Origin of the sequence: Veillonella intestinalis, assembly GCF_943192895.1 — a bacterium.
Taxonomy (GTDB): domain Bacteria; phylum Bacillota; class Negativicutes; order Veillonellales; family Veillonellaceae; genus Veillonella_A; species Veillonella_A intestinalis.
The window spans coordinates 76,714-102,455 of sequence record NZ_CALPCB010000001.1; the positions used below are offsets into that span (position 1 = coordinate 76,714).

Genomic DNA, 25,742 nt, shown 5'->3' on the forward strand with positions numbered 1-25,742 from the left:
ATTGAAGATATTTTAGTATGTTTTTTTATTGGTTTTTTCTTGGATTTTAAGAAGAAAGGACATTCACTTAATGAATCGACTTAATGAAATTATGAATCGTAAATTAGAGATTCGAAAAACTATTGAAAATGCTGATTCCGAAGCATTACAAGCATTTAAAGAGGAGTTAGAAGCACTTAACAAAGAAGAAGCTGAACTTCGTAGTCGTGAAGCTATCTTAAACGAACTAAAGAACGACGACACTTTAGGCACTGATTTATTAGCAAAAGGAGAACAACGAAACATGAATTTTGAATCTATGGAATACCGTAAAGCATTTATGGAATATGTTACTAAAGGAACTGAAATTCCTAGCGAATTCCGTGCATTAAATCCAGCTATTACAGCTGATAACGGGGCTGTATTGCCAACAGCTGTATTAAACGAAATCGTTACTAAACTAGAAGCATTCGGCGATATTTTACCGCGTGTACGTCGTGTAGCGTTTCCAGCTGGCGTAGTAGTCCCAGAAATGGCTACCGTATTTACGGCTAAATGGCAAAACGAAAATGCTAAAGCAGAAGGCGATAAAGCCGTTACAGGTGCTATTACATTCAACGCGTATCAACTTCGCTGTTCCGCTGGCGTTTCCTTCCAAATGGACGTACGTTCTTTATCCGCGTTTGAAGCAACTTTAATTAAAAATGTTAGCGACGCTATGGGGAAAGCCCTAGAAAAAGCTATCGTAGCTGGTTCTGGCGTTGGACAACCTACAGGTATTTTGAAAGCTACACCAGTAGCCACTGTTACAGTTGGTAGCGAATTCAAAGTAGCAGATATTGTAAAAATTGTAAAAGCGATTCCTTCCGCGTATAAAGCAAGTTCTGTACTTATCATGAACGAAGGTACAGCTTTATCTCTAATCAGTGCAACAGATAACGCTAATCGTGCGATTGGTTCTGTAGCTACCGATTTAAGCGGAAAACCTCAATATAAAGTATTCGGTAAACAAATTGTATTAACTGATGAATTACCAGACATCGACGCTGCGGCTGCTGGCGACACTGTAATTTTAGGCTTTGATTTAAGCCGTTACATGCTTAATACAGCGTATGATGTAGATTTACGTACTTACATCGACAATGAAACACGTGCAAAAGTTTATGATTCTGTAGCACTTGTTGACGGTAAAGTCGTAGACGCTAACGGCTTAGTATTCGTAAACAAAGCAGCTGCGAAATAAGGTACTAAACTATGATTAGCCTATCGGAAGTAAAAAACTACTTACGAATCGACTACGACTTAGTAGACGAAGATAAACAAGTAGAACTATTAATTAACGCTGCGATAGGATATATCGAATCAACGACAGGCAAGAAGTATGTAGAGGATTCCGAAATTATGGATACGCTTTTACTACTTCTTGTTAGTCATTGGTACAGTAATAGAAACATGGCTAATAAATCTACGGCAATATTGGAATTTCCACATACGATTACTTCATTGATTCATACCATAAAATATAACACCAGTTATAAGGCGGTGGAATCATGATTACAAATGCTGGCAGATTAAATAAGCGAATCGAGATTCACGTTAAAAAACAGGGTACAACAGACAAGGGCTTTTCCTCAATCAAAGAAGAAAAGCTTTTTTCTTGCTGGGCTTCTGTACAGCCGATTCGTGCGTCTGAAATCTTAGACAATGAAACGTTACAGAATACGGAAACAGTAAAATTCGTTATTCGGTATCGTAAGAATCTTGATTCTAACATGACTATCTATTACAACGGTTCACCGTATCAAATCACAGCGATTATAAACCCCTTTGGAGACAATGAATCGCTTGAAATATTAGCCGATAAAAAATCACGGGGTAAAGAATCAAATAACAAAACGATAGGGGGTACGACTAAATGGCAGAATTCAAACTTTTAAAAATTGATGAATTACAAGATAACATCAAAAAGGCTATTAGCGAACACCCCAAAGAAGCAGAAAAGACGCTTAATAAAGTAGGGCTTGAATTAAAAAAAGAACTAACTAAAGAATCGAAAAAATACGCTTCTGGACGAGAACATAAACGTTCATTAGCTAAAAGCTGGCACAAGAAAGTTGTAGGCGATAGCCTTAGTAATTTAGAAGCCCAAGTATGGAGTACAGCCCCACATGTAGGGCTTGTAGACAGAGGACATAAAATTGTTACTAAAAACGGCAATACAGTAGGCTATGTCCAAGGTAAACATTTTATTGATAAGACATCAAAAGATGTTGGTAACGACGTACTACCAGCTGAATTAGAAAAGTATTTAAAACGTTTGAAAAAGAAAATAGAGGGCTAGACAATGTTACAACAGATTTCAATTCTTGAATCTGTACGCGATAGGCTTCAAGAATCCTATAAACTTCCAGTCTATTTAGACGAAGTTAAAGAAGGCTTTGAAAGCCCTTGTTTTTTTCTTAAAGCCTTGAAAACGACTTCACCTTATACAAAGTATCTGAATCATAATCGAATCACGATTTATATTACATTCTTTTCGGAAAAGGGAAGTACGCCAGCTGAACAACTATATCAGATTCAAGACGATTTAAACGACATGTTCTTTAAGGTTCTGTTCATAAAAAACAGGGCATTACAACCAGAAAATTTATCTTATGAGATTCAAGGCGATGACAGCGACATCGTCTTTTTTTCATTTGATTTGAATTATTACGACGGTATCGCCAAACCAGAACCAGAAGAACTAATGAACAATCTTTATTTAACAGAAAGGATTTAGAGAATGGGCTTACCTAGTATTTCTATTTCATATCGCGAACGCGGTATTACCGCTATTGAACGTGCTAAACGTGGCATTATTTTATTATTGTTACATGATACAGTACCAAGCGGTTCAGCGAATGCATATGTAAAACATACGGTTTTCGATAATGACGACATTCCAGCTGAATTATCCGAAGAAAATAAGAAACAAATTGAACTAGCTTTAATCGGCTATCAAACAACACCTTATAAAATTATTCCGTTAGTTTTTGCCGAAAGTACAAGCATTAATGACATGTTAAAGGTGGCAGAATCTATTAAGTTTACTTACTTAGTATATCCAGAAGCAGACGAAGACGCAGCGGCTACTATTGCGACATGGATTAAAGCACAACGTACGCAAAAGGATAACCAGTTAAAAGCTGTTTTATACAAACAAGCAGCGGACAATGAAGGCGTAATCAATGTTACGAATAGCTGGTTTAAAGTTGGTAGTAAACAGTATACAGGGGCTGAATATTGTTCCCGTATTGCTGGCTTAATCTGCGGAACACCAGCAAAAATTAGCTGTACTTACGCCCCACTACCAGAAGTAACAGAAGTTGAATTCGTGGATAAAGAAACTCTTGATTCCCGTATCGACAAAGGCGAATTCGTTGTATTTGATGACGGCGAAAAAATTAAAGTTGCACGTGGCGTTAATAGCTTTATTACTACTATTGAAGGTAAAGGAAAGTCCTTCAAAAAGATTAAGCTTGTAGAATTAATGGACATGATTCATGACGACATCAAAAAAACAGCCGAAGATAATTACTTAGGCAAATACGCGAATAGCTACGACAATCGTTCTTTATTGATTACCGCAATCAACGGCTACTTCTTAGAATTAGAACGTGACGGTTTGTTAGAAAAGAACCAGAATGAAGCTTCTATCAACTTAGAAAATACTAAGATTTATTTGATGAAAAACGGACGTCGTACAAAAGAAGAATTGGCTAAAATGTCTGAAATTCAACTTAAGTACGAAAACATTGGCGACAATGTGTTCTTAACAGCTTCATTATCTATGCTAGACGCTATCGAAAACATTGATTTACCAATCAATATTTAAGTGATTTTTCTTAAGTTTTAAGAAGAAAGGACTAATTAATACATGCAAAATGTAACAGGTAATAAAGTCATGGCTGGTCGTCATGGCGAAGTATGGGTAGACGACCACTATTTAGGCGAAATCATGGAATTTAAAGCTACTGTAACACTTGATAAAGCAGAAGTTAAGCTTATCAAACATCAAGCAAAATCTTATAAAGTAACAGGCTATACGGCTAAAGGTAGTATCAAATTCCATAAAGTAGATAGCTACTTCTTACGCAAAATGAACGATAAAATTAAGGAAGGGAAACAACCTATCTTTACTATCGTATCTAAGATTAGCGACCCAGACGCCGTAGGCGAAGAACGCGTAGTAGTTCGCGACGCTACTTTCGATGAATTAGTATTGGCTGATTGGTCAGTAGATAAAATCTTAGAAGAAAGCTATAACTTTACGTTTTCTGAATGGGACATTTTAGACACCGCAACAGGTGAATAATAGGGGGGCTTTTTAGCCCCTCTTTTTTTCTTGAATTTTAAGAAGAAAGGGAATATAAAAAATGGCTACTGAATTAAATTTAATTGATGTCTTGTTACAGCAAGACGCAGCAACATTACTACAGCAAGAAACCGAAGAATACGAAGTAAAATCGTTAACGCGTAAAACAGGTAAAAAGTTTGTACTTACATTGCAAGGACTTAATACAGATATGTTTATGAAGATTCGCAATCAATGTACTGCTAAAAATAAGAAGGGTAAAGAAGAATTAAACGAATCTAAATTTAGTGCGAAAATCCTTCTTGAAGGCATTAAAAAACCAGACTTTCACAGTATGAAACTTGCCGAACATTTTAATGTAGGTACACCAGAAGAAATAATGACAAAGTTATTCAATGCTGGCGAAACAAACGAAATCGCTAAACGTATCAATGTACTTTCGGGGCAAGTAGTAGATGTTGACGACGACATCGACGTAGACGAAGAAATAAAAAACTAATTGAAACCGATAGGAATACACAAACAGCCTATTATTTATATAGGTTACATGGGCTATTACCGCACGAATATTATTCGTTGCCTATCGGTGAAAGATTAATCGTATCTGCGTTCGTTTCTTATGAATTGAATCAGTTAAGAGAAGAAGCTGATTCTATTAAGAATTAAGAGGTGATTTATTGGCAACTGTAATTGACGCTATTATCAAGCTACAAGACGACATGTCAGCCAAATTAAAGCGGATAAATAACAACTTAAAACAAACTGAAAGCATGGCTAAGCGTGTAAATAGAAGCGTTGCTTCAATGGGTAAAGGCTTCAATAGTGCTGCTTCTGCTATGCAACCGTTCGCCCTTGCAGCCGTTGCCGTAGCTGGTACAGCGATTACAGCTTACGCCAGCTTTGATACTAAGTATCACGCCTTTTTAAATAAATTATCCGATGATACTAAAAAACATACGGAAATTAGCCAAGACGCCTTTTACAAAATGGGGACGAAAGTAGCTGTACCACTTGAAACATTAATTGGCGTTGCAGACCAAATAGGCGGTGCAATCGACGGCTTAAACGGCAAGGAAATAAACGAACTTACAGAATCTGTATCACGTTTCGCGGTGGCTACTGATACACAAGCAGACGTAGCAGCTTTAATGTTTACAAATACTATGAATAGCTTCGGCTTATCTGTAAAAGATGTTCCGCACATGCTAGACGGTATTACACAGGCTTCTAACTTATCATCGGCTAATGTTGACGACTTAGCGGAAGCCCTAAAAATGACATCTACATCAGCAAATAGTATGAATCAAACATTAGATACTACACTAGCTTCATTAGCTACTTTAGCGAACAACGGCTTAAAAGGTTCTATGGCTGGTACTGGCTTATCTAACATTTTTGAACGTATGGCGAATCCTAAGTTTTCTGCTGTACTTACAGACATGGGAATTCAGTTATTCGACACTTCGGGAAACATGCGACAATTAACAGACGTTGCAGAAGAATTTAACCGTGTTACAGCTGGTATGAGTGGCGTTCAAAAACAATCATTAGCATTAGAAGCATTCGGCGACCAAGGTTCGCGTGCGTTCCTTCTTTTAGCTAATAACTTAGACGCTTATAAGAAGAATTTAGCAGCGGTACAGGATTCACAAGGGGCAGCCAACAAAGCGTATGATGAAATGAAACAGTCATTAGGCGGAAGCCTTGAAATCGCTAAAAATAATGCTATGGCGATTCTGTATAAAATCGGCGAAAAACTAGCCCCAACAATAAAAGTATTGGTGGAAGAATTTTCTAAATTTACTGAAAAAATCTTAGATAATAACGACGGTACTATCGACTTAGCAATTACATTAGGTAAATTAGTTATTGGTACATTCGCCGTTACTAAGGGTATCGGCTTAGCCTTAACTGGTTTGTCCGCTGCGTCTGGTGGCGTATTATCGTTCGCTTCTGCTTGTGCTAAAGCTGGTGGCATTGTTCCTATGATTTTCGGACGTGTAAGTTTAGTATTTAGAACCTTTGGTTCATTAATTAAAAATGTAGGCGTAATCTTTAAATTATTCGGTATGGACTTCGCACGAATCGGCTTAACTATTGCCCGTGGCTTAATGTCCTTTATGTCCGTTGGCGGTAAAGTATTTATGTTTTTGATTCGTGGTATAACGTTATTAGGGCGTGCTTTCATGGCTAACCCTATCGGACTTGCGATTACTGTAATTATTGGCATTATTTACTTACTCTATACCAACTGGGACACTGTAGTAAAATACGTGGACATCGGTATTAAGTGGCTTAGTAATGAATTCCAATTCTTGAAAAACACAACAGTAAACGCGTTTAACTATATCGTAAATGGCGTTATGTCCTTTATTAATTACTTAGGCGACTTACTAGCTTATATTGGCGGTGCGTTTATGTCTGGTTTTATGGGGGCATGGCAAGCCGTAAGCGACTTCTTTAATGGAATCTGGAACGGCATGGTATCTACTGTTTCTGGAGTAGTTGACACTGTAAAAGGCTTAATCAATCAGATTATTTCAGTTTTAAATGGCGTCAGCTTCACTGTTCCCGATTGGGTACCGTCATTCGGTGGACAAAACTTTAGCTTGAATATTCCGTTACTCTTTACTGGTGCTGAAAACTGGAAAGGCGGACTAGCTAAGATTCACGACCAAGGCGGCGAAATTGTAGATTTACCGCAAGGTACAAGAGTAATTCCACATGATAAGTCAATCAAAGAAGCACGCGATTTAGGACGTTCAGAAGGGCAATTACTCAACGCTAAACGTTCTGGTATATCAATCGCTATAGCTAAAGTCGCTGATTCAATCGTAATTAGAGAAGACGCTGATTTAGATAAATTAATGACTAAGTTAACAGAAACATTAGAATCGTATGCTATTAATGCTGTAGAAGGGGCTGTATAATGAGTATTTTTTCTAGTTCAACAAAAGAAACAATGATAAATAAAGCCTTACAGTACCTTCTGGGCAATAGCGACGGTACAGTAGGGGCAGAAGACGGCGAAGTAGTCATTTCTGGCGTATCTGGAACGGTGAAACTACCCGTTCCGCCAGAATCCTATGAAGTAGCCGTTTCTTCACTACATCAAAAAGTAAATATCCAGTCATTAGGCGAATTAAATATGTTAGGTAAAACAGGGCTTCGGACAATATCATTCACGACATTTTTACCAAATCAAGACTATACATTCGCGAATGCTGTAGATACAGCAGAATACATTAAAAACATAGAATCATTACGTACAGCTACATCACCATGTCATTTACTTATTGGTGGTACTACAGTAGATTTTGACGTTACGATAGATTCATTTACTTATTCTGAATCTGGGGGCGGTGGCGACATCACTATCGCCCTTTCATTTTCTGAATATAAGAAAATAAACGAAGTAGACAAATCAGTAGTTGATGAAAAAACTGGACTGAATCAACGTAATACGACCGCACTAAAAAAAGTAGCTACTAATTTACAGTATCGTAAGCATGATACACCGTTAACATTCTTAAATCGTGCATTATCTAAAACCAATGCAAAAGGTTTAGACGAAAACCAAGCCAAATATTTAAGCTATGGTAAATCGCTAGTAAAGTCCGCTAGTGGTACAGGCGTATCATTTAACATTGGCGATACAATAAATTTCAAGCGTAATAAAAACAATACATTATCTGCGGTAGTAAATAATAAAGAATTAGCACTAAAAGAAGATAAGCAAGTTTTTAATTCGGATAGGAAAGGATAGTTAGTTATGGGCAGCTTCAAATTCTTAGTCAATGACAAAGATATAACTAACTACATTATTTCGTTTTCATGGAGTGGCGATAATTCACAAGCTGGACGTAAGTTAGAATTCACTGTAGCATTCAATAATGTTACTAAGGATAGTACATTTACAAATCCTTATATTATAGCTGGTGATAAAATTACGGTTAAGTATATTCTTAATTCCGATTCTATGACACCAGAAGAATTTATACTGTTTAAAGGGCAAGTCTGGTTAACAAGTCGTAATACTCCTGGCTATGATAAATCATTTACAGCGTATGACAATATTATCTTTTTAGCAAAATCAAAGCTAAACAAGAAATTTCAAAACGCTACTGTATATGACGTATTAAAACAGGTTGCGAATGAGTTCGGTATGAATATCCTTCTTGATGAAGGTATCACGCTAGACGCAAAAGGCGACTTTATAGCAGATAATATGTCTGGTACTGAAATCTTCAAGAAGGCATTAGACATACAATCAGCTAAAGACAATAAAAAGTACTGTATTATGGCACTAGATGAAAACAACAATATCGTAATTGGCTATAATGGCGGTAAAGAAGTAGAAAACTTTAGTCTTACAGATACTACAAACGTTTTCAGTTCGTCACATTCCGAATCGCTAGAAAACCTTGTATCTATGGTTTACATTGCAGATAATAACGGCAATACAACAGCTTCTAATGTAGTCCAATCCGATTATGGCTTACAGCATTACGGGAAAGTAACACAAATCTATAAGCCAGATAAGAAAGTAGATACAGCGACGGCTTCACGTGCATTACTACATTCAGTAGACTATGAATCAAGTTTAGAAGCTATTGGTAATATCTTCTGTGTAGCTGGTAAATCGGTAACGATTCAAGAAGAAAACCTAAAAGGAAAGTTCTTCATCAAATCCGATTCACATAGTTTTAGTTACGGACAACATACAATGAGATTGTCCCTAGATTTTACGTCATTACATTAGCTGTAAGCGATTTTAAATAACGCCCTTAACACTTTATACCTAAAAAAAGAAAAAGCCCCTCCAAGGGGCTATTCTCATATATTATCATTTATAAGGCTTTCAAAAAGCCAGTCATAGCAAGGCTTTTCAGACACCTAAAAATTTAATTATTTAGGCTATACTTTTCTATTAAAGAATTTAGTTGATGACGGATTGCGTTCGTATCAGTTGTTACGTTACGCCACTTATGAATAATGTTAGTATCTGTTTGACGACTATATAAGTTAGCTACATCGCTTTCATGGTTCTGATTATATCGTTCTGGATTGAAGTACACTACTTCGATTATATCTGTTTCTAAATCGTATATGCTATATACTTCATAACCATTTAAACCACGACTACGAATTGTTTGTAACAGTTTTCTGATTCCTTTAAACTTTCGTTCCATAGCGATTTACCTTTCTAAATTCTAGTACATTATCAACTTCGATATTACTAGCGTGGATTTCATTCAAGAAATCATCTACAGTTATTGATGTAAGTTCGTCTTGTACCTTTTTGTACTGGCGGACAAAAGACGCTTTCAAAATATCACGATATGCGTACTTAGTCATTGTATCACGACTAAAATACCATTCGACGATTATACCGTCTTTCTTTTCAAGCTGGATAGTTGATTCACGTTCTATTGTATTGTCCGCTAATTCTGATTCAATTTCTTTAATAAAAGCGGTATACATCATGCTGATTAACCAATGTTTATACATTTTCCATAAGTAAACATTTAATTCTTTGTCTGGCTTTTCCCAGTCAATCAATGTTGAACGTGGTATTTCTAATTCAGCAGAAACAATTGGTAATGTTAGCCTAAAACCATTTCGCAAATTTTTAGCTTCTATCATTTTCACCAGTCCTTACTATATATAAAAATTTATGAATTTCGTTACAGGTTTTATTCAGAACTTCCATTAATGTTACTATGTCTGGGCTAATGTGAACGTCTGAAAGTGCGGATTCTAATAATGACAATCTATGACTAATGTTGTCTATATCTTCTGTATTAGCAGCGATATATAATTCGTCGGCTAATTTAAACAGTATTGTACTTAGTCCGAATTCTTCATTGATTAAAACGCGTAATCCTTCGCTTCTATCTTTGATTTTTTGAAGTGCATTTTCTGGCGTATTCTTTTTTAATTTAATAGCACGCTTACCGATTTTGACGACGTATTCGTCATTAGCTAATGGCTGCTGAATACCTTGTATGCGATTTAAAAACCTTACTAAGTATTCATCATCTAATGAAGGTACATTAAATACACGATTATTATAATGGTAAATGCTATACGTACCGTTTTTAAGACATTTTAAACTGTATTTCTTTTGCTTAGACAATATTTTTTGTACTTGTTCCAATGTCATTATTGACACCTCATTTCTTACTTTGTATTGTAGTATGATTTTCGCACTATGTCAAGAAAAAATATTCTTAAATATGAAGAAAAAGACGCCTTTTACAGCGTCTTAATTCATTACATTAATTCGGTTGATAGTACGTATTCAGAATGACCCCCTTCGATTAAAGCGTTGTTTAAAAAGAGAACTTCTTCGGCGTCAAAGCCGATGTATTTATCGTCACCAGCTACGAAATAATCTACGGTTACATCTTCTAAAGCGTCTACAATATCTAATACGGCGACGTAATATTCGTCTTGTAGATATTGCATTGCTTGATTCTTCAAAGTCTGGCGATGTATTACAATACCTTCATTCTCTAACATTTCAATGTATTTAGCTAATAATTGTTTCTGTAACATGTGTTGACCCCCTATAAGACAAAGTGTTTACTGTTTTTAAAAATCCAACCAGAGATACTATTACCAGCAAGTATTTTATAATCGTGAAGCATATCTTTTGCTTCCTTTTTACTATTGCATGGGATAATTTCGCCAGAAGTTAAAACTAAAATCCATTTAGAACCGATTTTCATAATTAAGCCCCTTTCTTAGCATAAGAAATAACTGGTTGAGTGATTTCGTAAACGTTAGCTACTATATCGTCTGATTGATTCATCAGTATTGTACAAATACCTTTTGCTTCTTCAAACGTTTTAGCTACCTTTGATTTAATTTCTAATCCGTCGCGATAACTTATTAAATACTGTTTCATAGTTAAAACCCCTTTCTTTTTATTCGCGTTTCCTTAACTATGATGTAATTATAGTGCGAATTTCATTCTATGTCAATATAAAATATTCTTAAATTTAAAGAATATTTTAAAATTATTTTTAGAAAGGCACTAATAAATGAAAGAAAATCCTTATTCTAAGCTGCTTACTATTATGAATGGTGTATCGCAAAATAACCAATCGCCACTAATGGCAATAGGTAAAATCATAGCCCCACCGCCAGAGATTCAAGTAGCATATAAAGACTTTATTTTAGATAAAAACGATGTATGGATAAGTGAGTATTTACTAATTGGATATGAAAGAACAGCAAAAGGCGTAATTACATCAGAAACGCAGCCGCGTGGCGGTGGCGGTGGTTATGCAGCCTTCGAAAGTCATACACACGCTATAGACAATCCATACACGGATAACATTATATACACGGATACGTTAAAAGCTGGTGACTACGTATCAATACAGCCCTTACAACAGACGGAAGGGACAAGCCAGCAATACATTATTTTAGATAAAATAGTTCATTTATAGAAAGGTGATTCAATGGCTAATCCATTTATTACAAGTACAAGCGACGATACTACTACAATCGTATCTTCTGAATTGCCACTCTTTATTGAATATGCATTTGATTTCAAAACCGATAGGTTTATAAAAGACGATAACGGACAACACGTTATAGTAACAGGTAATGAAGCATTGAAGGTATGGATTTACAAGACGCTAAAAACTGAACGGTGGCGTTATGTTGCTTATCATAGTGCCTATGGCATTGAGTTAGAAAAGTATATCGGACAACCAAATATAAAGGCTACAGCAGACGCTATGAAAGCCGATATTATAGAAGGCTTATTGATAAATCCTTACATTATTTCAATAGATAAAATCGAAACAACCAAGCAAGAAAACGACTTAGTAGAACTTACTATTACGTTAACTACAGTTTATTCAAACTTAACAGCAACGTTTATAGTTTAGAAAGGGGCATACATGGCAGATATTTTTAAGTCGCAAGACGTCAATACGATTCAATCGCGATTAGTTAATTACATAAAAGAACATGGTAACGAAGAATCGGTTATCGAAGGTACTTTTAAGCGTGATTTAATCAACGCTAATTCAGAAGAATACAAGAATACATACTGGGAGATGGATTTAATCCGTGACGCTGTATTCGCTAAAACGTCATGGGGCGACTATCTTACTGAACGCTGTAGCGACTTTGGCGTTGATAGAAAAGTAGCTGTAAAATCACATGGCGAAGTCAAGGTAACAGGGCAAGCTATGGCGTGGATTCCAGAACGAAGCCTATTCCAATCTAAAAGCGGTTTAAAGTTTTACACTACAGAAGAAAGTTATATTAACGACGACGGCTACGCTGTTATACCTATTGAAGCTGAATTTGAAGGCGTTGATTATAACTTAGAGGAAAACCAAATAACGTTGATTCCTATGTCTATTGGTGGCGTAAGTACTGTTACGAATGAAAAGCCTACCATAGACGGATTCGACCGCGAAACAGACGAAGCATTATATAATCGCTACTATGAATATATTCGCTTACCAGCTACCAGCGGAAACGTATTCCATTACAATAATTGGACTACATCAGTATCTGGCGTTGGTGGCTGTAAAGTAGTAGAAGAACAATATGGGGCTGGGACTGTAGGCATTGCGATTATAGATAGTAACGGCGACAAAGCTAGTCAAGACTTAATCGATAAAGTAAAAGCTTACATCGAGACAGTACGACCAGTAGGGGCTAAAGTAACAGTAACAACACCAGATATTCAGACTATCAACATTGTAGTAAATGGCGTTGTTGGTGCTGGCACAACAGACGCGTTTAAAACTGTTCTTTCTGATTACTTCCGTAAATTCGGATTTAGGCTTGAAAAGGTATCTTCTGCGACGATTGCCAAACAGCTATTTAATGCTGGTTATACCGATTATGATTCTATTACGTTAAACGGTAGAAACAATTCTGTAATCCTTAACGGTAAACTACCGAAAATTGGGACGGTGGTTATTAATGGATAACTTCAATAACAAAATCGGTACTGATTTTATGCGACAAGAAGAAATTAACATTCTTCGTTACTTGCCAGATTTTCTACAGTCGTCTGATACGTTCAAAGAAGTTGCGGACGCACATTCAAAAGAACATCAATTACAGCGTGATAAATTAGAAGATTTATTTAGACAATGCTTTGTTTCTACGGCGACATGGGGACTTGTATTATGGGAATCTGAATTGGATTTAGATACAGACGAAAGCGAAAGCTACGAAACAAGACGTCAAAGAATCTGGAATAAGCTGCAAAGTAAACAGACATCTACATTACAATTTATGACTGATTTACTTAATAAGTACACTACTACCAAAGACGGTTCAATTAATGAAATTTACGACCAGTACAAGCTTGAATACTATATTCAAGACGGTAGTATTACCAGCTGGAAAGACTTACTAGAAGCAATCCAGCAATGGAAGCCAGCACATTTAGGCTTTTATTTTATTACTCATACTGATTTAGGAGAAGAAACGTATTACGGCGGTATTGTATCAGAAGTAGAAGAAATCTATATACCGTGCGATTTAGATTATCAAATCGAAACAGGTGCTACAGCTGGTATTAAGCCAGAATTAGATTTTGTACAGTATTTAAAATCCAGAAAGGAAAATTAGTTTATGGCAATCAACAAAAGCGGAGATTGGAATGTATTAGTCCTTACCAATGCTGGACGCGATATGCTTACGCAAGCACGTGCTGGACATAAGTTATCTTTTACTAAAATTGTAATTGGTGACGGTACGGCTACAGGTACAGCTATAGACCCTTTAGTAAAAATTAAAAGTCCACGTCTTGAATTACCAATCGCCAAAAATGAAACGGTACATCAAGGACAAATGAGACTACAGTTTAGAGTAAGTAACGCAAAAGTAACAACTGGTTTTTATTTTCGTGAAATTGGTTTAATGGCAAAATTGGACGAAGGCGAAGAAGTGCTTTACTCTTATACTACTTGCGGTAGTAAAGCTAAAATGATTTACGATAAAACATATCCAATACAAGAAAAAGTAGTCAATATTGATACGGTTACCGATAATGCAGCTAACATTAGAGTAATCTTAGATATGAGTATCGTTTACGCTACTAAAAAAGACATTGAAGAATCAGTAAATAAGCACAGAAAAGCTACAGAAATCGACCACCCAGACGCCAGCGTTACCACGCGTAAATTAAGAGATAAAGCTGTTACAGCAGCTAAATTAGCCGATGATATTAACGAAAAACTAGACAACGCCTATGTAAAGAAAACGGGCGATACCATGTCTGGAAATTTAGACATTAATGCAAATAACAGTGATTATTCGGCATTAAGACTACATAATAATTCTGGAAGACATCTTTTATTAGAGTCTACCGCCGATACTTCCGCTAATTTCGGTATATTAACATATAGAAATGACAATTCTTCTGATAATTTACATGTATTATCACTACCAAAGAAAAAAGGAACATTAGCAATTACTAGCGAAGTTGTTTCTAAATCTGGTGATACTATGACAGGTAAACTATTAGTTAATAACGAAATTCAAGTCAACGGTAACTGGTCTTTTTTACAAAATAATAATGCTGATTGCACGATGATTCGTAATAACTGGTGGGGATTCTGGACAAGTAAAACGGCTATGTCTATAGACTGGCAAGCTGGCAAGAAAACGCCTCTAGTTGTAATCAACGCCGAAGGACTAAAACACGACGGGAAAAAAATGCTAAGAATTGATGACATTACAGGCGGCAAAGTCGGTAATAATGGTTGGACTAAATTACCTAACGGCTATGTTTCACAATGGGGCTATTATAATTTCCCTTCTGGGCAATCAGAAGCAATTATTACGTTGCCAATTAGCGTAAGTAGAATAGGTACTGTTTTAATTAATGACGTCGGAACTGGTTTTAAGCCGTTAACTGGTAGTACTATCGCTGGTAACACTAGACAGATTAAACTTTATAATCGGGACACAAACGGGACTACTGGTTGTTGGTGGCATTGTGATTGCTGGATATAATAGGAGAATAAAAATATGAATTATATTTTAGGCTTAGATAAAGACGGGGCTAGAATTGCTACTTATTTAGAAAGTTTACACTATGAAACATTAGAACAATGTAAAGAAGAAATTTTAAAAATTGAAGGCGTAGTTAAAGCAGAAGTATTAACCGAAGAAGAATACGAATCATATGTAGACATTCCCGTTTTTGAAGAAGATGTATTCGTAGAGGAAGCAGCCGCCGAAAATATCGAAGTAGATAACGCGACTTTATTAGAATTATTGGCTGATTTATACGAGAAAGTAGAGGGTATCTAATTATGGCAACATTCAAAATTAATCTATCTATGGTAAGTGTATACGCAAAATTAGTATTGCTGGGGAAACGTACCGTAACAGGCGAAGAAGGTAAGAAGCCAGTACCAGAAGAATATGTTTCTTATGTTCTGGAATGGTTAGACGCACACGCAGAATAATATATTTTATTATGAAAGGGCTGGTATATTGGACGATACGCAAGCTTTAATTTTATCTATAGTAGAAGATATTCAATCAGACATGAAGGCTTTACGCAAAACGCAAGAAGAACTAAATACGAAAATGGCTGTAAATGAATCCAGAATTTCTACGCTAGAAAGAGATGTAACAGAACATAATACACGGCTAACCCTCTTAGAAAATAAGGATAATAAAGCGACTGGAATTCTTTCATTTTTCTTGTTTGTAATTCCTACAGCAATCGCTATTGTTTCTTTATTCTTTTAAGGGGGTAATTTTATGAACTGGATAAAAGAGAACTTAAATATTAATGTATTAACCATTATTTTATTTCTGGCTATGTTCGCGTATGGCTGGTATCAGAACGGGGCTAATCAAGCTGATTTTGATTTAAGTATCATTTTAACGGCTTATGGTATCTTATTCAGTAAAGACGTTTTAACACATACCGTTACAGCTATTAATAAGACTAAAACAAGAACTACTACACTAAAGAAAGAAGAAGGTGCTAAGTAATGAAGGTTTTTATTAATCAAGGACACGATAGGAAATACGATTCTGGGGCTGTAAATAATAATTATGGCGTAACAGAAGCTAATATCGTATATGAAATTGGCGAATTAGTAGCTAAATACTTGCGTGCTGTAGGCTTTGATGTAACGACTATGCAATCAGATAACTTATATTACGATTCTAGCTATAGCGATAGGGCTGTTCCTATTTGTGCTGCTGCTAATGATTGGCAAGCTGATATATTTATCTCTATTCACTGTAACGCGTTTAACGGCGTCGCTAAAGGTACTGAATGCTTAGTATATAATGTTGGTGGCAATGCAGAAGCATTAGCTAATTGTATTCAAAATCAAATCGTAAATAGCCTTGATACGGTTGATAGGGGCTTAAAGATACGACCAGATTTAATAGTATTAAAAAGAACGGCTATGACGGCTGTATTAGTTGAAACAGCCTTTATAGACAATGAATCAGACGTACAGTTACTAATGAATCAAACGGACGATTTCGCACGTGCAATAGCCAGAGGGGTAACAGATTATGTATCGTGAATTTTTCTTAAAATTTAAGAAGATATTACCACTTTTACTAATAGCAGTGGTTATATTATTGTGCTATCTTGCTTATAACAAGCGCGTAAGTGATAGTCAAATACCTATCCAGCCAGTAAGTAAAATAACCACTAAAAACGTTGTAGAAGCACAAAAGAAGGCTGATACATATATTAGTGACAAAGACGCTGTACAAGTCACAAAAGAAATACATAAGGTATCAGAAAAGCCAGCTAACATACAATACGTAACGTATACGCAAGCGGAAGCTGATACCAAAGCTAATACATTAGTACAAAAAGAAAAGGCTGATTATGTAATCAAGGAAACAACCCCAAATACTGATAATCAGCCAATTAATAATAATTTTTATTCGATTACACAAGAAAAGAAAAATAGAATAGCTGTAGGAATCGCTTACATAGATAAGGATTACTATGCAACTGTAGCATATCAAAAAGAACGCTTACAAATTGAAGCTTATAAAGGCTTATCAAATCGTCATAATAAATTGGACGGCGTAGGCGTTTCTTATGATGTTGTAAAATGGTAATATATAGTATAATTTTTTTAATTTATTAGCCCCCTTATAACAAAGGGGGCATTATTTTTTTTTTGTAAAGTAAAGAGTAGCATATTATCTTTAGTAAGTTTTGGTACATTAAGTGGTACATCAAAAAGTTTAGAATCCTCATAAAAGTTATTGATAAAGTTTATCAAATGTCATTCGTAATGAGTAGGTCGTAGGTTCAAGTCCTATTATCGGCTCCATAAGAAAACAGCGTAGGTCATTGACCTGCGCTGTTTTTGTTTATAGAGCTGTAAAATTTTTTAATCCATCTAAGCCTTTTACCATAAAGTGAAAGAGTGCTTTTTGTGCAAGGAGCCAATCATCACTTCGCTGCCAGTTATATTGTTGATTAATGGCATATAGTCCATGAACGCAAAATAAAAATATTGACTCTGCTAGTTTGGGCGATATATCTAATTGGTGGGCCAAGCTGTTCACTTGTTCGGTTTGCTCTTTATAGTATAAGTTATTAATAATATATTCGCTTAAGCTAGGATCTTTAAATAAAGGTATATATTTGGGGTCTGCGGATACTCGTTGACATAATGGCAATTTATGAAAAATTGAGTCATAGGCTTTATGTAAGTCTTCCATAGTAGTAGCATTTTGTAATGCTTGGTTAATAATCATTAAGTTATTTGGAGCAGTATCTGTTTGTCCAGCCGCTGATATAGCATCATCTAATAGTTCTGAGAGAATTTCTGTTACATTAGCATAATGTAGATAGAAGGTAGCACGGGTAATTCCCGCCAATTGGCTAATTTTAGAAATAGTTAGTTTATCAAAAGAATTTTGCGTTAAAGCATAGAGAAGACCTTCTTTAATTTGGTGACGTGTGTATTCTTTGCGACTCATAGGTTTTGGTTGCATTTGTAATCCCTCATAATATTAAAAACGAGTTTTATTTATTATATTAGTATTTACTCCGATTTTGACAAAATCATACAAAGTGTAAAAATAATAGACATATTGTCTACTTTTGTTGAGTTAAGTATAACAATTATTGCTATACTAAGTCTATAAAAAGTATAAAATCAATGGAATAGTTGGTTTTTACAAAGTGTATATTAGAAAAAGTTCGTAATAAGAGGAGTTATACTATGAAATTTAAAAAATTAGGTGTTTCTTTATTAGCAGCTACAGTTTTAACAACTTGGGGAATTACAGTTTCTGCAGATAGTTCCTATGAACACATTCGTAATGCTACCGGTAAGTTGACATATAATGACACTACGATTTTAATTGATCCATTTTTTGCTAGTAAAAATAGTCATCCTGGTTTTGAAGGGACTTTTAATGAGACCCAACGAATGCCATTAGTTGATTTGCCAAAATCTATTGATGAGATTTTAAAAGGTGTTGATGTAGTTGTAGTGACACATACTCATTTAGACCATTGGGATGATAAGGCTGCAGAAAGTATTGATAAAAATATGCCGATTTATGTACAGCATAAGGCGGATCAAGAGTTAATTAAAAAGCAAGGTTTTACAGATGTACGTGTGCTTAGTGAAAGTACTACATTCGGTGGTGTAACTATGACTCATCGTAATGGTTCACATGGTACTGAAGAAATGTATGAAAATAAAGTCTTGGGGGCAGCCTTAGGAGAATCTATGGGTGTCGTGTTCTCTATGCCAAATGAAAAAACAGTATATTTAGTGGGGGACACTATTTGGACTCCAGAGGTAACAAAATCTATTAATAAATATAATCCTGATGTATTGATTATGAATACTGGGTATGCAAAAATGTTAGGGTATGAAGATAGTATTATTATGGGGACTGAAGATGTAGGAAAAGCTGCTAAATTAGCTCCTAATGCAAAGATTTTAACCGTTCATATGGATACTGTTAATCATACAGCTACTAGTCGTGACGATATGAGAAAATATGTGGATGGTACAAAATTAAATGGACAAGTTACCATTCCTGAAGATGGAGAAACAGTAAACTTATAAGTTGATGTGTTAAGTGGATATAAGACACTCTGTTGTATATTATGATTAATAGACTGTCATTAATCTGGCCTTTTTAAAATAGTAGCATATAGTAAATCAAAACGCTGTAATCATAGATGGTATATATTTAGGATACCTTGTAGTTTGATTACAGCGTTTTATTATAAAGATTATCTTATTAAGAATGAAATATGATCATAGAAGCTGTTTAGCAGATTCTACTTTGATTGCTAATACTCGCTTTAGAAATGGGAATTCAGCGTACATTTCATCATAAATAGGACCGTTAGCAATGAAATCAGCTGTGCCTTCTAGACGGAAGCCAGTTCCTTGATAGCCATTAAAGCCTTCTACTTCGCGCGCTCCTAAAGTAACGATTACACGGTTATTTTTCTCAATATCTGCCTCGGTAGAGGTCATGCCAGCAGCTGGAATTAATAGGGTGTTTTCTTTTACTTTTAAATAGGAATTCCAAGTATTTGTTACATGAGCTTCGTTATCACTCCAAGTCGTAATGGATACAACGCCTTCATATTTTAGAACTTCAAAAAACTTTTCAGATAACATTGTGTTCTCCTTGTTATAGTATAGAATATGTTTTAAAAATATTTACTTATATGTTTATTATATCATGAATTTAATGAGAAAATATATCAAATAATAATGAAGAATGAAAGGCTATCTAAATAATAGATGTCATTTTAATATATCAGATAATTTTTTGATAAGCTAAGATGAGGTATAATAGAGGTAAGACATATAAAAATATAAGGCAAATAAGAAGATAAGAGAAGTAAGAGCGAAGAGACATAAGGCAAATAAGAGAAATAAGAGAATAAAAGAAATAAAAAAGAATCTATAGGTTGGAAAAGTAGATTGAGTTTATTTGTAATTTGGAGGCATAGCGTATGAAAGCAATTATATTAGGTGCTACTGGGGCTACCGGGCAGGATGTTTTAGAGTTAGTATTAGCGAATCCATTATTTGATTCAGTGGAAATTTTTGTGCGGCGGAATCCAGGGATTACTCATAAAAAATTAATTACGCATATAGTGGATTTTGATCAAATGGAACATTGGCAATCGGCTATTATGGGCGATGTTTTATTTTCTTGTTTAGGTACAACGCGTAAGGATGCAGGTAGTAAGGAACAACAGTGGAAGGTGGATTACCATTATCAGTTGGAGTTTGCTAAGGCTGCAAAGATGAATGGTGTTAGTCATTATGTATTAGTTTCTACAGTAATGGCATCGTCAGATTCGAAGTTCTTTTATACTCGCATTAAGGGTGAATTGGAAGAGGCGATTAAGGAATTACATTTTGCTAAGACTACAATTTTACAGCCACCTGCATTAGTGCGTAAGCATACCACTCGTTGGAGTGAACGGATAAGCACAGGTATATTAGGGTTTTTAAATAAAAAAGGTTGGTTTGAGGATAAGAAGCCAATGCCTACTGAAATCCTAGCAAAAGCTATGATTGTAGCGATTACGTCGCAACCTGTGGGTTGTGAAATTTGGAGCAGTTCTCGTATTTGGAATGCGGGCCTTGCTTTTGATTCGATTTCACTATATTGATATTTTTAGTTATAAGTCGTACAATAAAGCTGTAAATTAGTAATAAATTATAAGCAGTAAAGTAAGATTCATTATAAAGGACATATTATAAACAGCTCATTATATTCCTAAGGAGGAAAAACCTATGAACGAAAAATATGTATGCTTAGTATGTGGTTATGTGTATGATGAAGAAGCTGAAGGTGTAAAGTTTGCTGATTTACCAGCTGATTGGGAATGTCCTACTTGTGGAGTGGGGAAGGATCAATTTGAAAGAATGTAATGGCTACGAAATGTATGGTAATGTATTTATGATTTAATGAATAAAAGACGATTGTTTAGGGCTAATAGCCTTAGACAGTCGTCTTTTTGTGTTACTTTCATATTGTGTTTTATAATTCTTTATTTTTCTACCACTCAGACTTTAGTTATTATAGTTTCGTTATAAAAGTGGTTGTTAGCACGAGAAAATGGATGCTGTAAGTCTTATTATTGCTGTGTGAAGGGAATTTGTTTAATAAAATTGATTAAATCTTTCATTGCATAGGAAAGGTATTTATTTTTTCGCCAAACTAAGCCTATGGTAACGGTTAATGGTGGATCCATAGAGATTAGTTCTACATCATTTCTATTTAAATTAGCAATGTCTAATAAAAAGGATAAGCCAACGCCTTTGGCTACTGAATCAATATTAGTTTCTATTTGATTAGAAGAGAGTACGATTTTGGGTAAAAAACCACAAGCTTCACAGTGGGCGAGGACATTTTGGCGATGTACAGAATCAATCTTCATTAGAATGAGAGATTCTTCTTTTAAATAGTCAAAGGGAACTTTCTTGTACGAATGGAAGGGATGTTGGCTAGGAATACATAATTTATGTTCACTTTTAAATAGTGGAATGGCTTCTAATTTAGGTGAAATAGTATCTATAATCACAATGCCCAAGTCCGCTTCTTCGGCTAATACTCGTTCAGATACCCCTACAGAGCCTTCTACTAATACATTTAGTTCCCATTGGGGATATTCTTGGCGAAAGTGATTAAGTAAAGGGGTAAATAAATAGGCACTAATCATAGGTGGAATACCAATAGTAACAGTACCAGAGAGTTTATGTTTTTCATCCTTCACTTCATCGACGGCATTTTGTAGTTGCATAAGTGTTTGCTTTATAGAGTTATAGAATATATGACCTTTTTCTGTTAAGGTCATTTTTTTATATTCTCGTTTAAATAACTCTATACCCAATTCATCTTCTAATTTTTTTATGGCAACGGTTATATTAGGCTGTGATACATAGTGTTGTTGCGCTGCCTTAGTCATATTACCTAATTCGGCCACTGAAATAAAGAATTCTAATTGCTTCAACTCCATGGAGGGCTCCTTATATATAACGTAAATAGTCTGGTGAAATAAATCTAGCGGTAAAATGCTTTGAAATAAATAATATTTAGTTTGATAAATTATATTTATTGCATAATTATTATAACATATTTCACAAAAAGTTATGCAATTGCTATGATTGTGCTAACGAAAGTCGTTATAAAAAGTTTGTAAAGGTTAGTGTATTGCGTATTAGGAGGTCTAACATGAGAGTATTACAGACAGAAGCATTAATTCCTGTCATTGAAAAGTTATGTATTAAGGCTTGTTGTGAATTAAATGATAATGTAATGGATGCATTTCGCAAAGCTTTAGAAACAGAAGAATCACCCATTGGTAAACAATCGTTAGAAATTATTGTTGAAAATGGTGAATTTGCTAAAAAAGAGCAGTTGCCATGTTGTCATGATACAGGTGTAGCCGTTGTATTGTTAGAATGTGGTCAAGAGGTATGCTGGGAAGGTATGCCGTTGGAAGATGCTGTAAATGAAGGGGTAAGACGTGGTTATACCAATGGCTATTTGCGTAAGTCTGTAGTAGCGGATCCTTTAAATCGTGAAAATACAAATGATAATACGCCAGCTATGTTACATGTTGAAATTGTACCAGGCAATCAAGTAAAAGTAACAGTAATGCCTAAAGGTGGCGGTAGTGAAAACATGGGAGCTTTTAAAGTTTTATTACCTGGTGAAGGCAAAGAAGGAGTTAAACAATTTTTGCTTGATACAGTAGCTAAAGTAGGTGGCAATCCTTGTCCTCCATATATTATTGGTATCGGTGTAGGTGGTACTATGGATACGTGTGCTTGGATGGCTAAAAAAGCATTATTACGGCCTATCGGTGACCGTAATCCAAACCCATATTATGCTGAACTAGAAGATGAATTTTTGGAAGCTGTCAATAAATCTGGTATTGGTCCTATTGGTATGGGTGGGACTGTAACTGCCTTAGATGTACATATTGATTATCATGGGGTGCATATTACAGCATTACCAGTGGCGATTAATTTTCAATGTAATGCGGCACGTCAGGCGAGTGAAGTGATTTAGGAGGCTATTATGGAACGGGATGTACAATTACCTTTAACAAAAGAATTTGTGAAACAATTAAAAGTAGGCGATGTTTTATATTTAACAGGCTATGTATATACATGTCGTGATGCGGCACATAAGCGAATTAAAGACTTATTAGAGGCTGGTGAAGAATCACCATTAGATTGGACGAATCAATTGGTATATTATGCAGGACCATGTCCACCTCAACCAGGTCAAGTATTTAATTCTAATGGTCCTACAACAGCAGCACGTATGGATCCATTTGTTGAAATGATGTTTCAATTAGGTGCCGTCGCTTTTTTAGGCAAGGGTGATCGTGCCCCTTATGTAGCTGATTTATGTAAGCAATATGGCGGTGTATCGTTGTTAGGCGTTGGTGGGGCATCGGCTATTAATGCGGCTCGTGTAAAATCAGCAGAGATTGTGTTATATCCTGAATTGGGGACAGAATCTATTAAAAAACTATACTTTGATCGCTTCCGCGTTATTGTAGGAATTGATACAGAAGGTAATGTATTACAACAGCAAGAAGTAGCAAAGTATAAGAAAGCTTAATATTGCCCGTGGGTATGTAATAATTAATAATTACAATAATAAGAGTTTACGATTAGGTAAATATAGGTATATTATATGAATCATATGAGGAAAACGATAGCGTCTTGGGTAGTGCCTATTATAGTGGGTGTTGGGATTGCAATTTCACCAGTACCAGCAGGGCTTTCTAATCAAGCGTGGTATTTATTAGCTGTATTTTTGGGAACTATCATTGGTTTTATATTGCAACCATTGCCAATTGGTGCTATTGCATTTATTAGTATTACAATTACACAATTGGCTAATATTTTAAAGCCGAGTCAGGCTTTAGCTGGATTTGGTAATAGTAGTATTTGGTTAATTGTAGCAGCCTTTTTGTTTGCTAAAAGCTTTATAAAAACGGGGTTAGGGCGGCGAATCGCTTTTTGGCTAATTAAGAAAATGGGGACGAGTACCTTAAAATTAGCGTATACGATTATTTTAAGTGATTTGATTATTAGTCCAGCGACACCTTCTAATGCAGCGAGAGCTGGGGGGATTTTATTTCCCATTGTAAGAGGTTTAGCCTCTGCATTTGATTCAGAACCAAATAAGAACCCCCGTCGAGTAGGCGCTTTTTTGATGCAAGCTGAATATCAAGGAAATACAATAACGTCAGCAATGTTTATGACTTCTATGGCAGGCAATCCATTAGCCATTTTATTAGCTAGCCAAGCCTTAGGCATTAATATGTCTTGGGGCACTTGGGCCTTGGCAGCTATTGTTCCAGGTTTAATCGCGTTAGCAGTGGTTCCGTATTATTTGTATAAAGTGTATCCGCCAGAATTAAAAAAGACGCCAGAAGCACAAGCATTAGCCCATAGAGAATTAGCAGATATGGGGCCTATGAGTAATTCTGAAAAGATGGTAGCTGTTATTTTTATAGGCGCTTTGTTATTGTGGAGCACCTCTAATATTACTGGGATTCATGCGACAGTAGTTGCTTTGTTAGGGGTATCTAGTATGTTGGTCACAAGAATTTTAGAGTGGCAGGATGTATTGGATGAAAAAGGTGCTTGGGATACATTGATTTGGATGGGCACACTGGTAGGGTTAGCAGGTCAGCTAGCTAAGACAGGAATCATTGACTGGATGTCAGTTCATATTAGTAGTGCCTTAGTTGGTGTATCTTGGTTGGCAACTTTAACTATTTTATTGCTTATTTATTTCTATATTCATTATGGCTTTGCAAGTTTAACTGCTCATATTACAGCTTTATATTCCGCATTTGTTACGATTGCTGTAGCGGCAGGCGCACCTGTATATTTGGCTGTTTTAGTATTTGCATTTGCTTCTAATTTATGTATGTCATTAACGCATTATGCAGCTGCACCAGCACCAATCTATTTTGGGGCTGGCTATGTATCACAACAAACTTGGTGGAAGTTAGGATTCCAAGTTTCTGTGATTAACATAATAATTTGGTTCGGTATTGGTTCTGCTTGGTGGTATATGTTAGGTTTATGGTAATAAAGACAGCAGGTCTGTATAGACCTGCTGTTTTTTACTATGCTACTATGCAATGTTGAGTAATTATATTGAAAAATACGTATAATGAGTGTTTGAAGTGCATAAAAGTTCTATGTTACAATTTATGTAGAATTACCGAAAGGTAATGGGGAGCTTGACTCCTCGCGTCTCCGCGTTGGCGGTGTGGATTGAAGAGTGTTTTTGGTACTAAAAAGAAGAGATTAAAAACTGTTGTGAATAATAGTATGCTAGATTTATTATTTACAACAGTTCTCTTTTATATAAGGTCAAT

General features: G+C 35.5%; 37 protein-coding genes. 28 read left to right on the forward strand and 9 right to left on the reverse strand.

From position 1 onward, the window contains the following. The first annotated feature begins 70 nt into the window (after positions 1-70). The 11 genes from NFR27_RS00340 (at position 71) to NFR27_RS00390 (ending at position 9,095) form a co-directional block, all read left to right on the forward strand. Positions 71-1,222, forward strand: a complete 1,152-nt coding sequence (locus tag NFR27_RS00340) for a phage major capsid protein (RefSeq protein WP_251441435.1) — start codon at positions 71-73, stop codon at positions 1,220-1,222. Positions 1,223-1,233: 11 nt separating this feature from the next. Then, positions 1,234-1,533, forward strand: a complete 300-nt coding sequence (locus tag NFR27_RS00345) for a head-tail connector protein (protein ID WP_251441436.1) — start codon at positions 1,234-1,236, stop codon at positions 1,531-1,533. After that, entirely contained in the window at positions 1,530-1,916 is a 387-nt protein-coding gene (locus tag NFR27_RS00350; protein ID WP_251441437.1) for a phage head closure protein, read from the forward strand. Before NFR27_RS00345 ends, NFR27_RS00350 begins: the two co-directional genes overlap by 4 nt. Next, positions 1,895-2,320, forward strand: coding sequence for an HK97 gp10 family phage protein (locus NFR27_RS00355; RefSeq protein WP_251441438.1), 426 nt, complete (start codon positions 1,895-1,897; stop codon positions 2,318-2,320). Before NFR27_RS00350 ends, NFR27_RS00355 begins: the two co-directional genes overlap by 22 nt. Before the next feature lie 3 nt (positions 2,321-2,323). Beyond that, on the forward strand, positions 2,324-2,758 hold the full coding sequence (locus tag NFR27_RS00360; protein WP_251441439.1) for a phage tail terminator family protein: 435 nt from the start codon (positions 2,324-2,326) through the stop codon (positions 2,756-2,758). Between the two features lie 3 nt (positions 2,759-2,761). Beyond that, on the forward strand, positions 2,762-3,853 hold the full coding sequence (locus NFR27_RS00365; protein WP_251441440.1) for a phage tail sheath C-terminal domain-containing protein: 1,092 nt from the start codon (positions 2,762-2,764) through the stop codon (positions 3,851-3,853). 42 nt (positions 3,854-3,895) lie between these two features. Then, positions 3,896-4,333: a phage tail tube protein gene (locus NFR27_RS00370; RefSeq protein WP_251441441.1), complete on the forward strand. Its 438-nt coding sequence runs from the start codon at positions 3,896-3,898 to the stop codon at positions 4,331-4,333. Positions 4,334-4,394: 61 nt separating this feature from the next. Continuing rightward, positions 4,395-4,832, forward strand: a complete 438-nt coding sequence (locus NFR27_RS00375) for a phage tail assembly chaperone (RefSeq protein ID WP_251453856.1) — start codon at positions 4,395-4,397, stop codon at positions 4,830-4,832. Positions 4,833-5,010: 178 nt separating this feature from the next. Next, a complete protein-coding gene (locus NFR27_RS00380) occupies positions 5,011-7,263 on the forward strand; it encodes a phage tail tape measure protein (RefSeq protein ID WP_251441443.1) in 2,253 nt (750 codons plus the stop codon). Then, positions 7,263-8,099 (forward strand): hypothetical protein, encoded by an 837-nt coding sequence (locus NFR27_RS00385; RefSeq protein WP_251441444.1) that lies wholly within the window; start codon positions 7,263-7,265, stop codon positions 8,097-8,099. The genes NFR27_RS00380 and NFR27_RS00385 overlap by 1 nt, the downstream gene beginning before the upstream one ends. A gap of 6 nt (positions 8,100-8,105) precedes the next feature. Then, positions 8,106-9,095: an XkdQ/YqbQ family protein gene (locus NFR27_RS00390; protein WP_251441445.1), complete on the forward strand. Its 990-nt coding sequence runs from the start codon at positions 8,106-8,108 to the stop codon at positions 9,093-9,095. Between the two features lie 142 nt (positions 9,096-9,237). Here the strand turns inward: NFR27_RS00390 and NFR27_RS00395 are convergent, their stop codons facing one another. From NFR27_RS00395 to NFR27_RS00420, 6 genes are all read right to left on the reverse strand, one after another. After that, a complete protein-coding gene (locus NFR27_RS00395; RefSeq protein WP_251441446.1) occupies positions 9,238-9,525 on the reverse strand; it encodes a hypothetical protein in 288 nt (95 codons plus the stop codon). Continuing rightward, positions 9,509-9,844: a hypothetical protein gene (locus NFR27_RS00400; RefSeq protein ID WP_251441447.1), complete on the reverse strand. Its 336-nt coding sequence runs from the start codon at positions 9,842-9,844 to the stop codon at positions 9,509-9,511. Before NFR27_RS00400 ends, NFR27_RS00395 begins: the two co-directional genes overlap by 17 nt. Positions 9,845-9,965: 121 nt before the next feature. Then, entirely contained in the window at positions 9,966-10,499 is a 534-nt protein-coding gene (locus NFR27_RS00405; RefSeq protein ID WP_251441448.1) for a hypothetical protein, read from the reverse strand. Between the two features lie 110 nt (positions 10,500-10,609). Beyond that, the gene (locus NFR27_RS00410; protein ID WP_251441449.1) at positions 10,610-10,894 is read right to left on the reverse strand and encodes a hypothetical protein; all 285 of its coding nucleotides are present in this window, start codon (positions 10,892-10,894) and stop codon (positions 10,610-10,612) included. 11 nt (positions 10,895-10,905) lie between these two features. Then, positions 10,906-11,067: a hypothetical protein gene (locus tag NFR27_RS00415; RefSeq protein WP_251441450.1), complete on the reverse strand. Its 162-nt coding sequence runs from the start codon at positions 11,065-11,067 to the stop codon at positions 10,906-10,908. 2 nt (positions 11,068-11,069) lie between these two features. Next, complete coding sequence (locus tag NFR27_RS00420) at positions 11,070-11,246, reverse strand: hypothetical protein (RefSeq protein WP_251441451.1); 177 nt, start codon at positions 11,244-11,246, stop codon at positions 11,070-11,072. A 136-nt stretch (positions 11,247-11,382) separates the two neighbouring features. Here NFR27_RS00420 and NFR27_RS00425 point away from each other — a divergent pair, with 136 nt between their 5' ends. Genes NFR27_RS00425 through NFR27_RS00475 form a run of 11 tightly spaced genes read left to right on the forward strand, consistent with a single transcriptional unit; the run spans position 11,383 to position 17,437 of the window. Further along, the gene (locus tag NFR27_RS00425) at positions 11,383-11,793 is read left to right on the forward strand and encodes a DUF2577 family protein (RefSeq protein WP_251441452.1); all 411 of its coding nucleotides are present in this window, start codon (positions 11,383-11,385) and stop codon (positions 11,791-11,793) included. A 12-nt stretch (positions 11,794-11,805) separates the two neighbouring features. Further along, positions 11,806-12,240, forward strand: coding sequence for a DUF2634 domain-containing protein (locus NFR27_RS00430; protein WP_251441453.1), 435 nt, complete (start codon positions 11,806-11,808; stop codon positions 12,238-12,240). A 12-nt stretch (positions 12,241-12,252) separates the two neighbouring features. After that, the gene (locus NFR27_RS00435; protein ID WP_251441454.1) at positions 12,253-13,302 is read left to right on the forward strand and encodes a baseplate J/gp47 family protein; all 1,050 of its coding nucleotides are present in this window, start codon (positions 12,253-12,255) and stop codon (positions 13,300-13,302) included. Further along, positions 13,277-13,951: a putative phage tail protein gene (locus NFR27_RS00440; protein ID WP_251453858.1), complete on the forward strand. Its 675-nt coding sequence runs from the start codon at positions 13,277-13,279 to the stop codon at positions 13,949-13,951. The genes NFR27_RS00435 and NFR27_RS00440 overlap by 26 nt, the downstream gene beginning before the upstream one ends. 3 nt (positions 13,952-13,954) lie before the next feature. Next, positions 13,955-15,340 (forward strand): phage tail-collar fiber domain-containing protein, encoded by a 1,386-nt coding sequence (locus NFR27_RS00445; protein WP_251441456.1) that lies wholly within the window; start codon positions 13,955-13,957, stop codon positions 15,338-15,340. A 15-nt stretch (positions 15,341-15,355) separates the two neighbouring features. Then, positions 15,356-15,640, forward strand: a complete 285-nt coding sequence (locus NFR27_RS00450) for a hypothetical protein (protein ID WP_251441457.1) — start codon at positions 15,356-15,358, stop codon at positions 15,638-15,640. Between the two features lie 2 nt (positions 15,641-15,642). Further along, positions 15,643-15,798, forward strand: coding sequence for a CD1375 family protein (locus NFR27_RS00455; protein ID WP_251441458.1), 156 nt, complete (start codon positions 15,643-15,645; stop codon positions 15,796-15,798). A gap of 28 nt (positions 15,799-15,826) precedes the next feature. Beyond that, positions 15,827-16,087, forward strand: a complete 261-nt coding sequence (locus NFR27_RS00460) for a hypothetical protein (RefSeq protein ID WP_251441459.1) — start codon at positions 15,827-15,829, stop codon at positions 16,085-16,087. A 12-nt stretch (positions 16,088-16,099) separates the two neighbouring features. Beyond that, the gene (locus tag NFR27_RS00465; RefSeq protein ID WP_251441460.1) at positions 16,100-16,336 is read left to right on the forward strand and encodes a hypothetical protein; all 237 of its coding nucleotides are present in this window, start codon (positions 16,100-16,102) and stop codon (positions 16,334-16,336) included. Beyond that, the gene (locus tag NFR27_RS00470; RefSeq protein WP_251441461.1) at positions 16,336-16,884 is read left to right on the forward strand and encodes an N-acetylmuramoyl-L-alanine amidase family protein; all 549 of its coding nucleotides are present in this window, start codon (positions 16,336-16,338) and stop codon (positions 16,882-16,884) included. The genes NFR27_RS00465 and NFR27_RS00470 overlap by 1 nt, the downstream gene beginning before the upstream one ends. Beyond that, entirely contained in the window at positions 16,874-17,437 is a 564-nt protein-coding gene (locus NFR27_RS00475; RefSeq protein ID WP_251441462.1) for a hypothetical protein, read from the forward strand. Before NFR27_RS00470 ends, NFR27_RS00475 begins: the two co-directional genes overlap by 11 nt. A gap of 258 nt (positions 17,438-17,695) precedes the next feature. Here the strand turns inward: NFR27_RS00475 and NFR27_RS00480 are convergent, their stop codons facing one another. After that, a complete protein-coding gene (locus tag NFR27_RS00480) occupies positions 17,696-18,325 on the reverse strand; it encodes a TetR/AcrR family transcriptional regulator (RefSeq protein WP_251441463.1) in 630 nt (209 codons plus the stop codon). A gap of 230 nt (positions 18,326-18,555) precedes the next feature. On the opposite strand from NFR27_RS00480, the gene NFR27_RS00485 reads away from it, so the two are divergent. Continuing rightward, positions 18,556-19,416 (forward strand): MBL fold metallo-hydrolase, encoded by an 861-nt coding sequence (locus NFR27_RS00485; RefSeq protein ID WP_251441464.1) that lies wholly within the window; start codon positions 18,556-18,558, stop codon positions 19,414-19,416. Positions 19,417-19,611: 195 nt separating this feature from the next. Here NFR27_RS00485 and NFR27_RS00490 read toward each other — a convergent pair whose 3' ends face one another. After that, positions 19,612-19,983 (reverse strand): pyridoxamine 5'-phosphate oxidase family protein, encoded by a 372-nt coding sequence (locus NFR27_RS00490; RefSeq protein ID WP_251441465.1) that lies wholly within the window; start codon positions 19,981-19,983, stop codon positions 19,612-19,614. 341 nt (positions 19,984-20,324) lie between these two features. On the opposite strand from NFR27_RS00490, the gene NFR27_RS00495 reads away from it, so the two are divergent. Together NFR27_RS00495 and NFR27_RS00500 are read left to right on the forward strand one after the other, a co-directional pair. Then, positions 20,325-20,993 carry an NAD(P)H-binding protein gene (locus NFR27_RS00495; RefSeq protein WP_251441466.1) on the forward strand — a complete coding sequence of 223 codons (669 nt, stop codon included), beginning with the start codon at positions 20,325-20,327 and terminating at the stop codon, positions 20,991-20,993. 124 nt (positions 20,994-21,117) lie between these two features. Continuing rightward, the gene (locus NFR27_RS00500) at positions 21,118-21,255 is read left to right on the forward strand and encodes a rubredoxin (RefSeq protein ID WP_251441467.1); all 138 of its coding nucleotides are present in this window, start codon (positions 21,118-21,120) and stop codon (positions 21,253-21,255) included. A gap of 206 nt (positions 21,256-21,461) precedes the next feature. Here NFR27_RS00500 and NFR27_RS00505 read toward each other — a convergent pair whose 3' ends face one another. After that, a complete protein-coding gene (locus tag NFR27_RS00505; protein ID WP_251441468.1) occupies positions 21,462-22,343 on the reverse strand; it encodes a LysR family transcriptional regulator in 882 nt (293 codons plus the stop codon). A 215-nt stretch (positions 22,344-22,558) separates the two neighbouring features. On the opposite strand from NFR27_RS00505, the gene NFR27_RS00510 reads away from it, so the two are divergent. The 3 genes from NFR27_RS00510 (at position 22,559) to NFR27_RS00520 (ending at position 25,450) form a co-directional block, all read left to right on the forward strand. Then, positions 22,559-23,401, forward strand: coding sequence for a fumarate hydratase (locus tag NFR27_RS00510; protein WP_251441469.1), 843 nt, complete (start codon positions 22,559-22,561; stop codon positions 23,399-23,401). Between the two features lie 9 nt (positions 23,402-23,410). Further along, a complete protein-coding gene (locus tag NFR27_RS00515) occupies positions 23,411-23,962 on the forward strand; it encodes a FumA C-terminus/TtdB family hydratase beta subunit (RefSeq protein ID WP_251441470.1) in 552 nt (183 codons plus the stop codon). Positions 23,963-24,046: 84 nt separating this feature from the next. Next, the gene (locus NFR27_RS00520; RefSeq protein ID WP_251441471.1) at positions 24,047-25,450 is read left to right on the forward strand and encodes an anion permease; all 1,404 of its coding nucleotides are present in this window, start codon (positions 24,047-24,049) and stop codon (positions 25,448-25,450) included. Positions 25,451-25,742 lie beyond the last annotated feature (292 nt).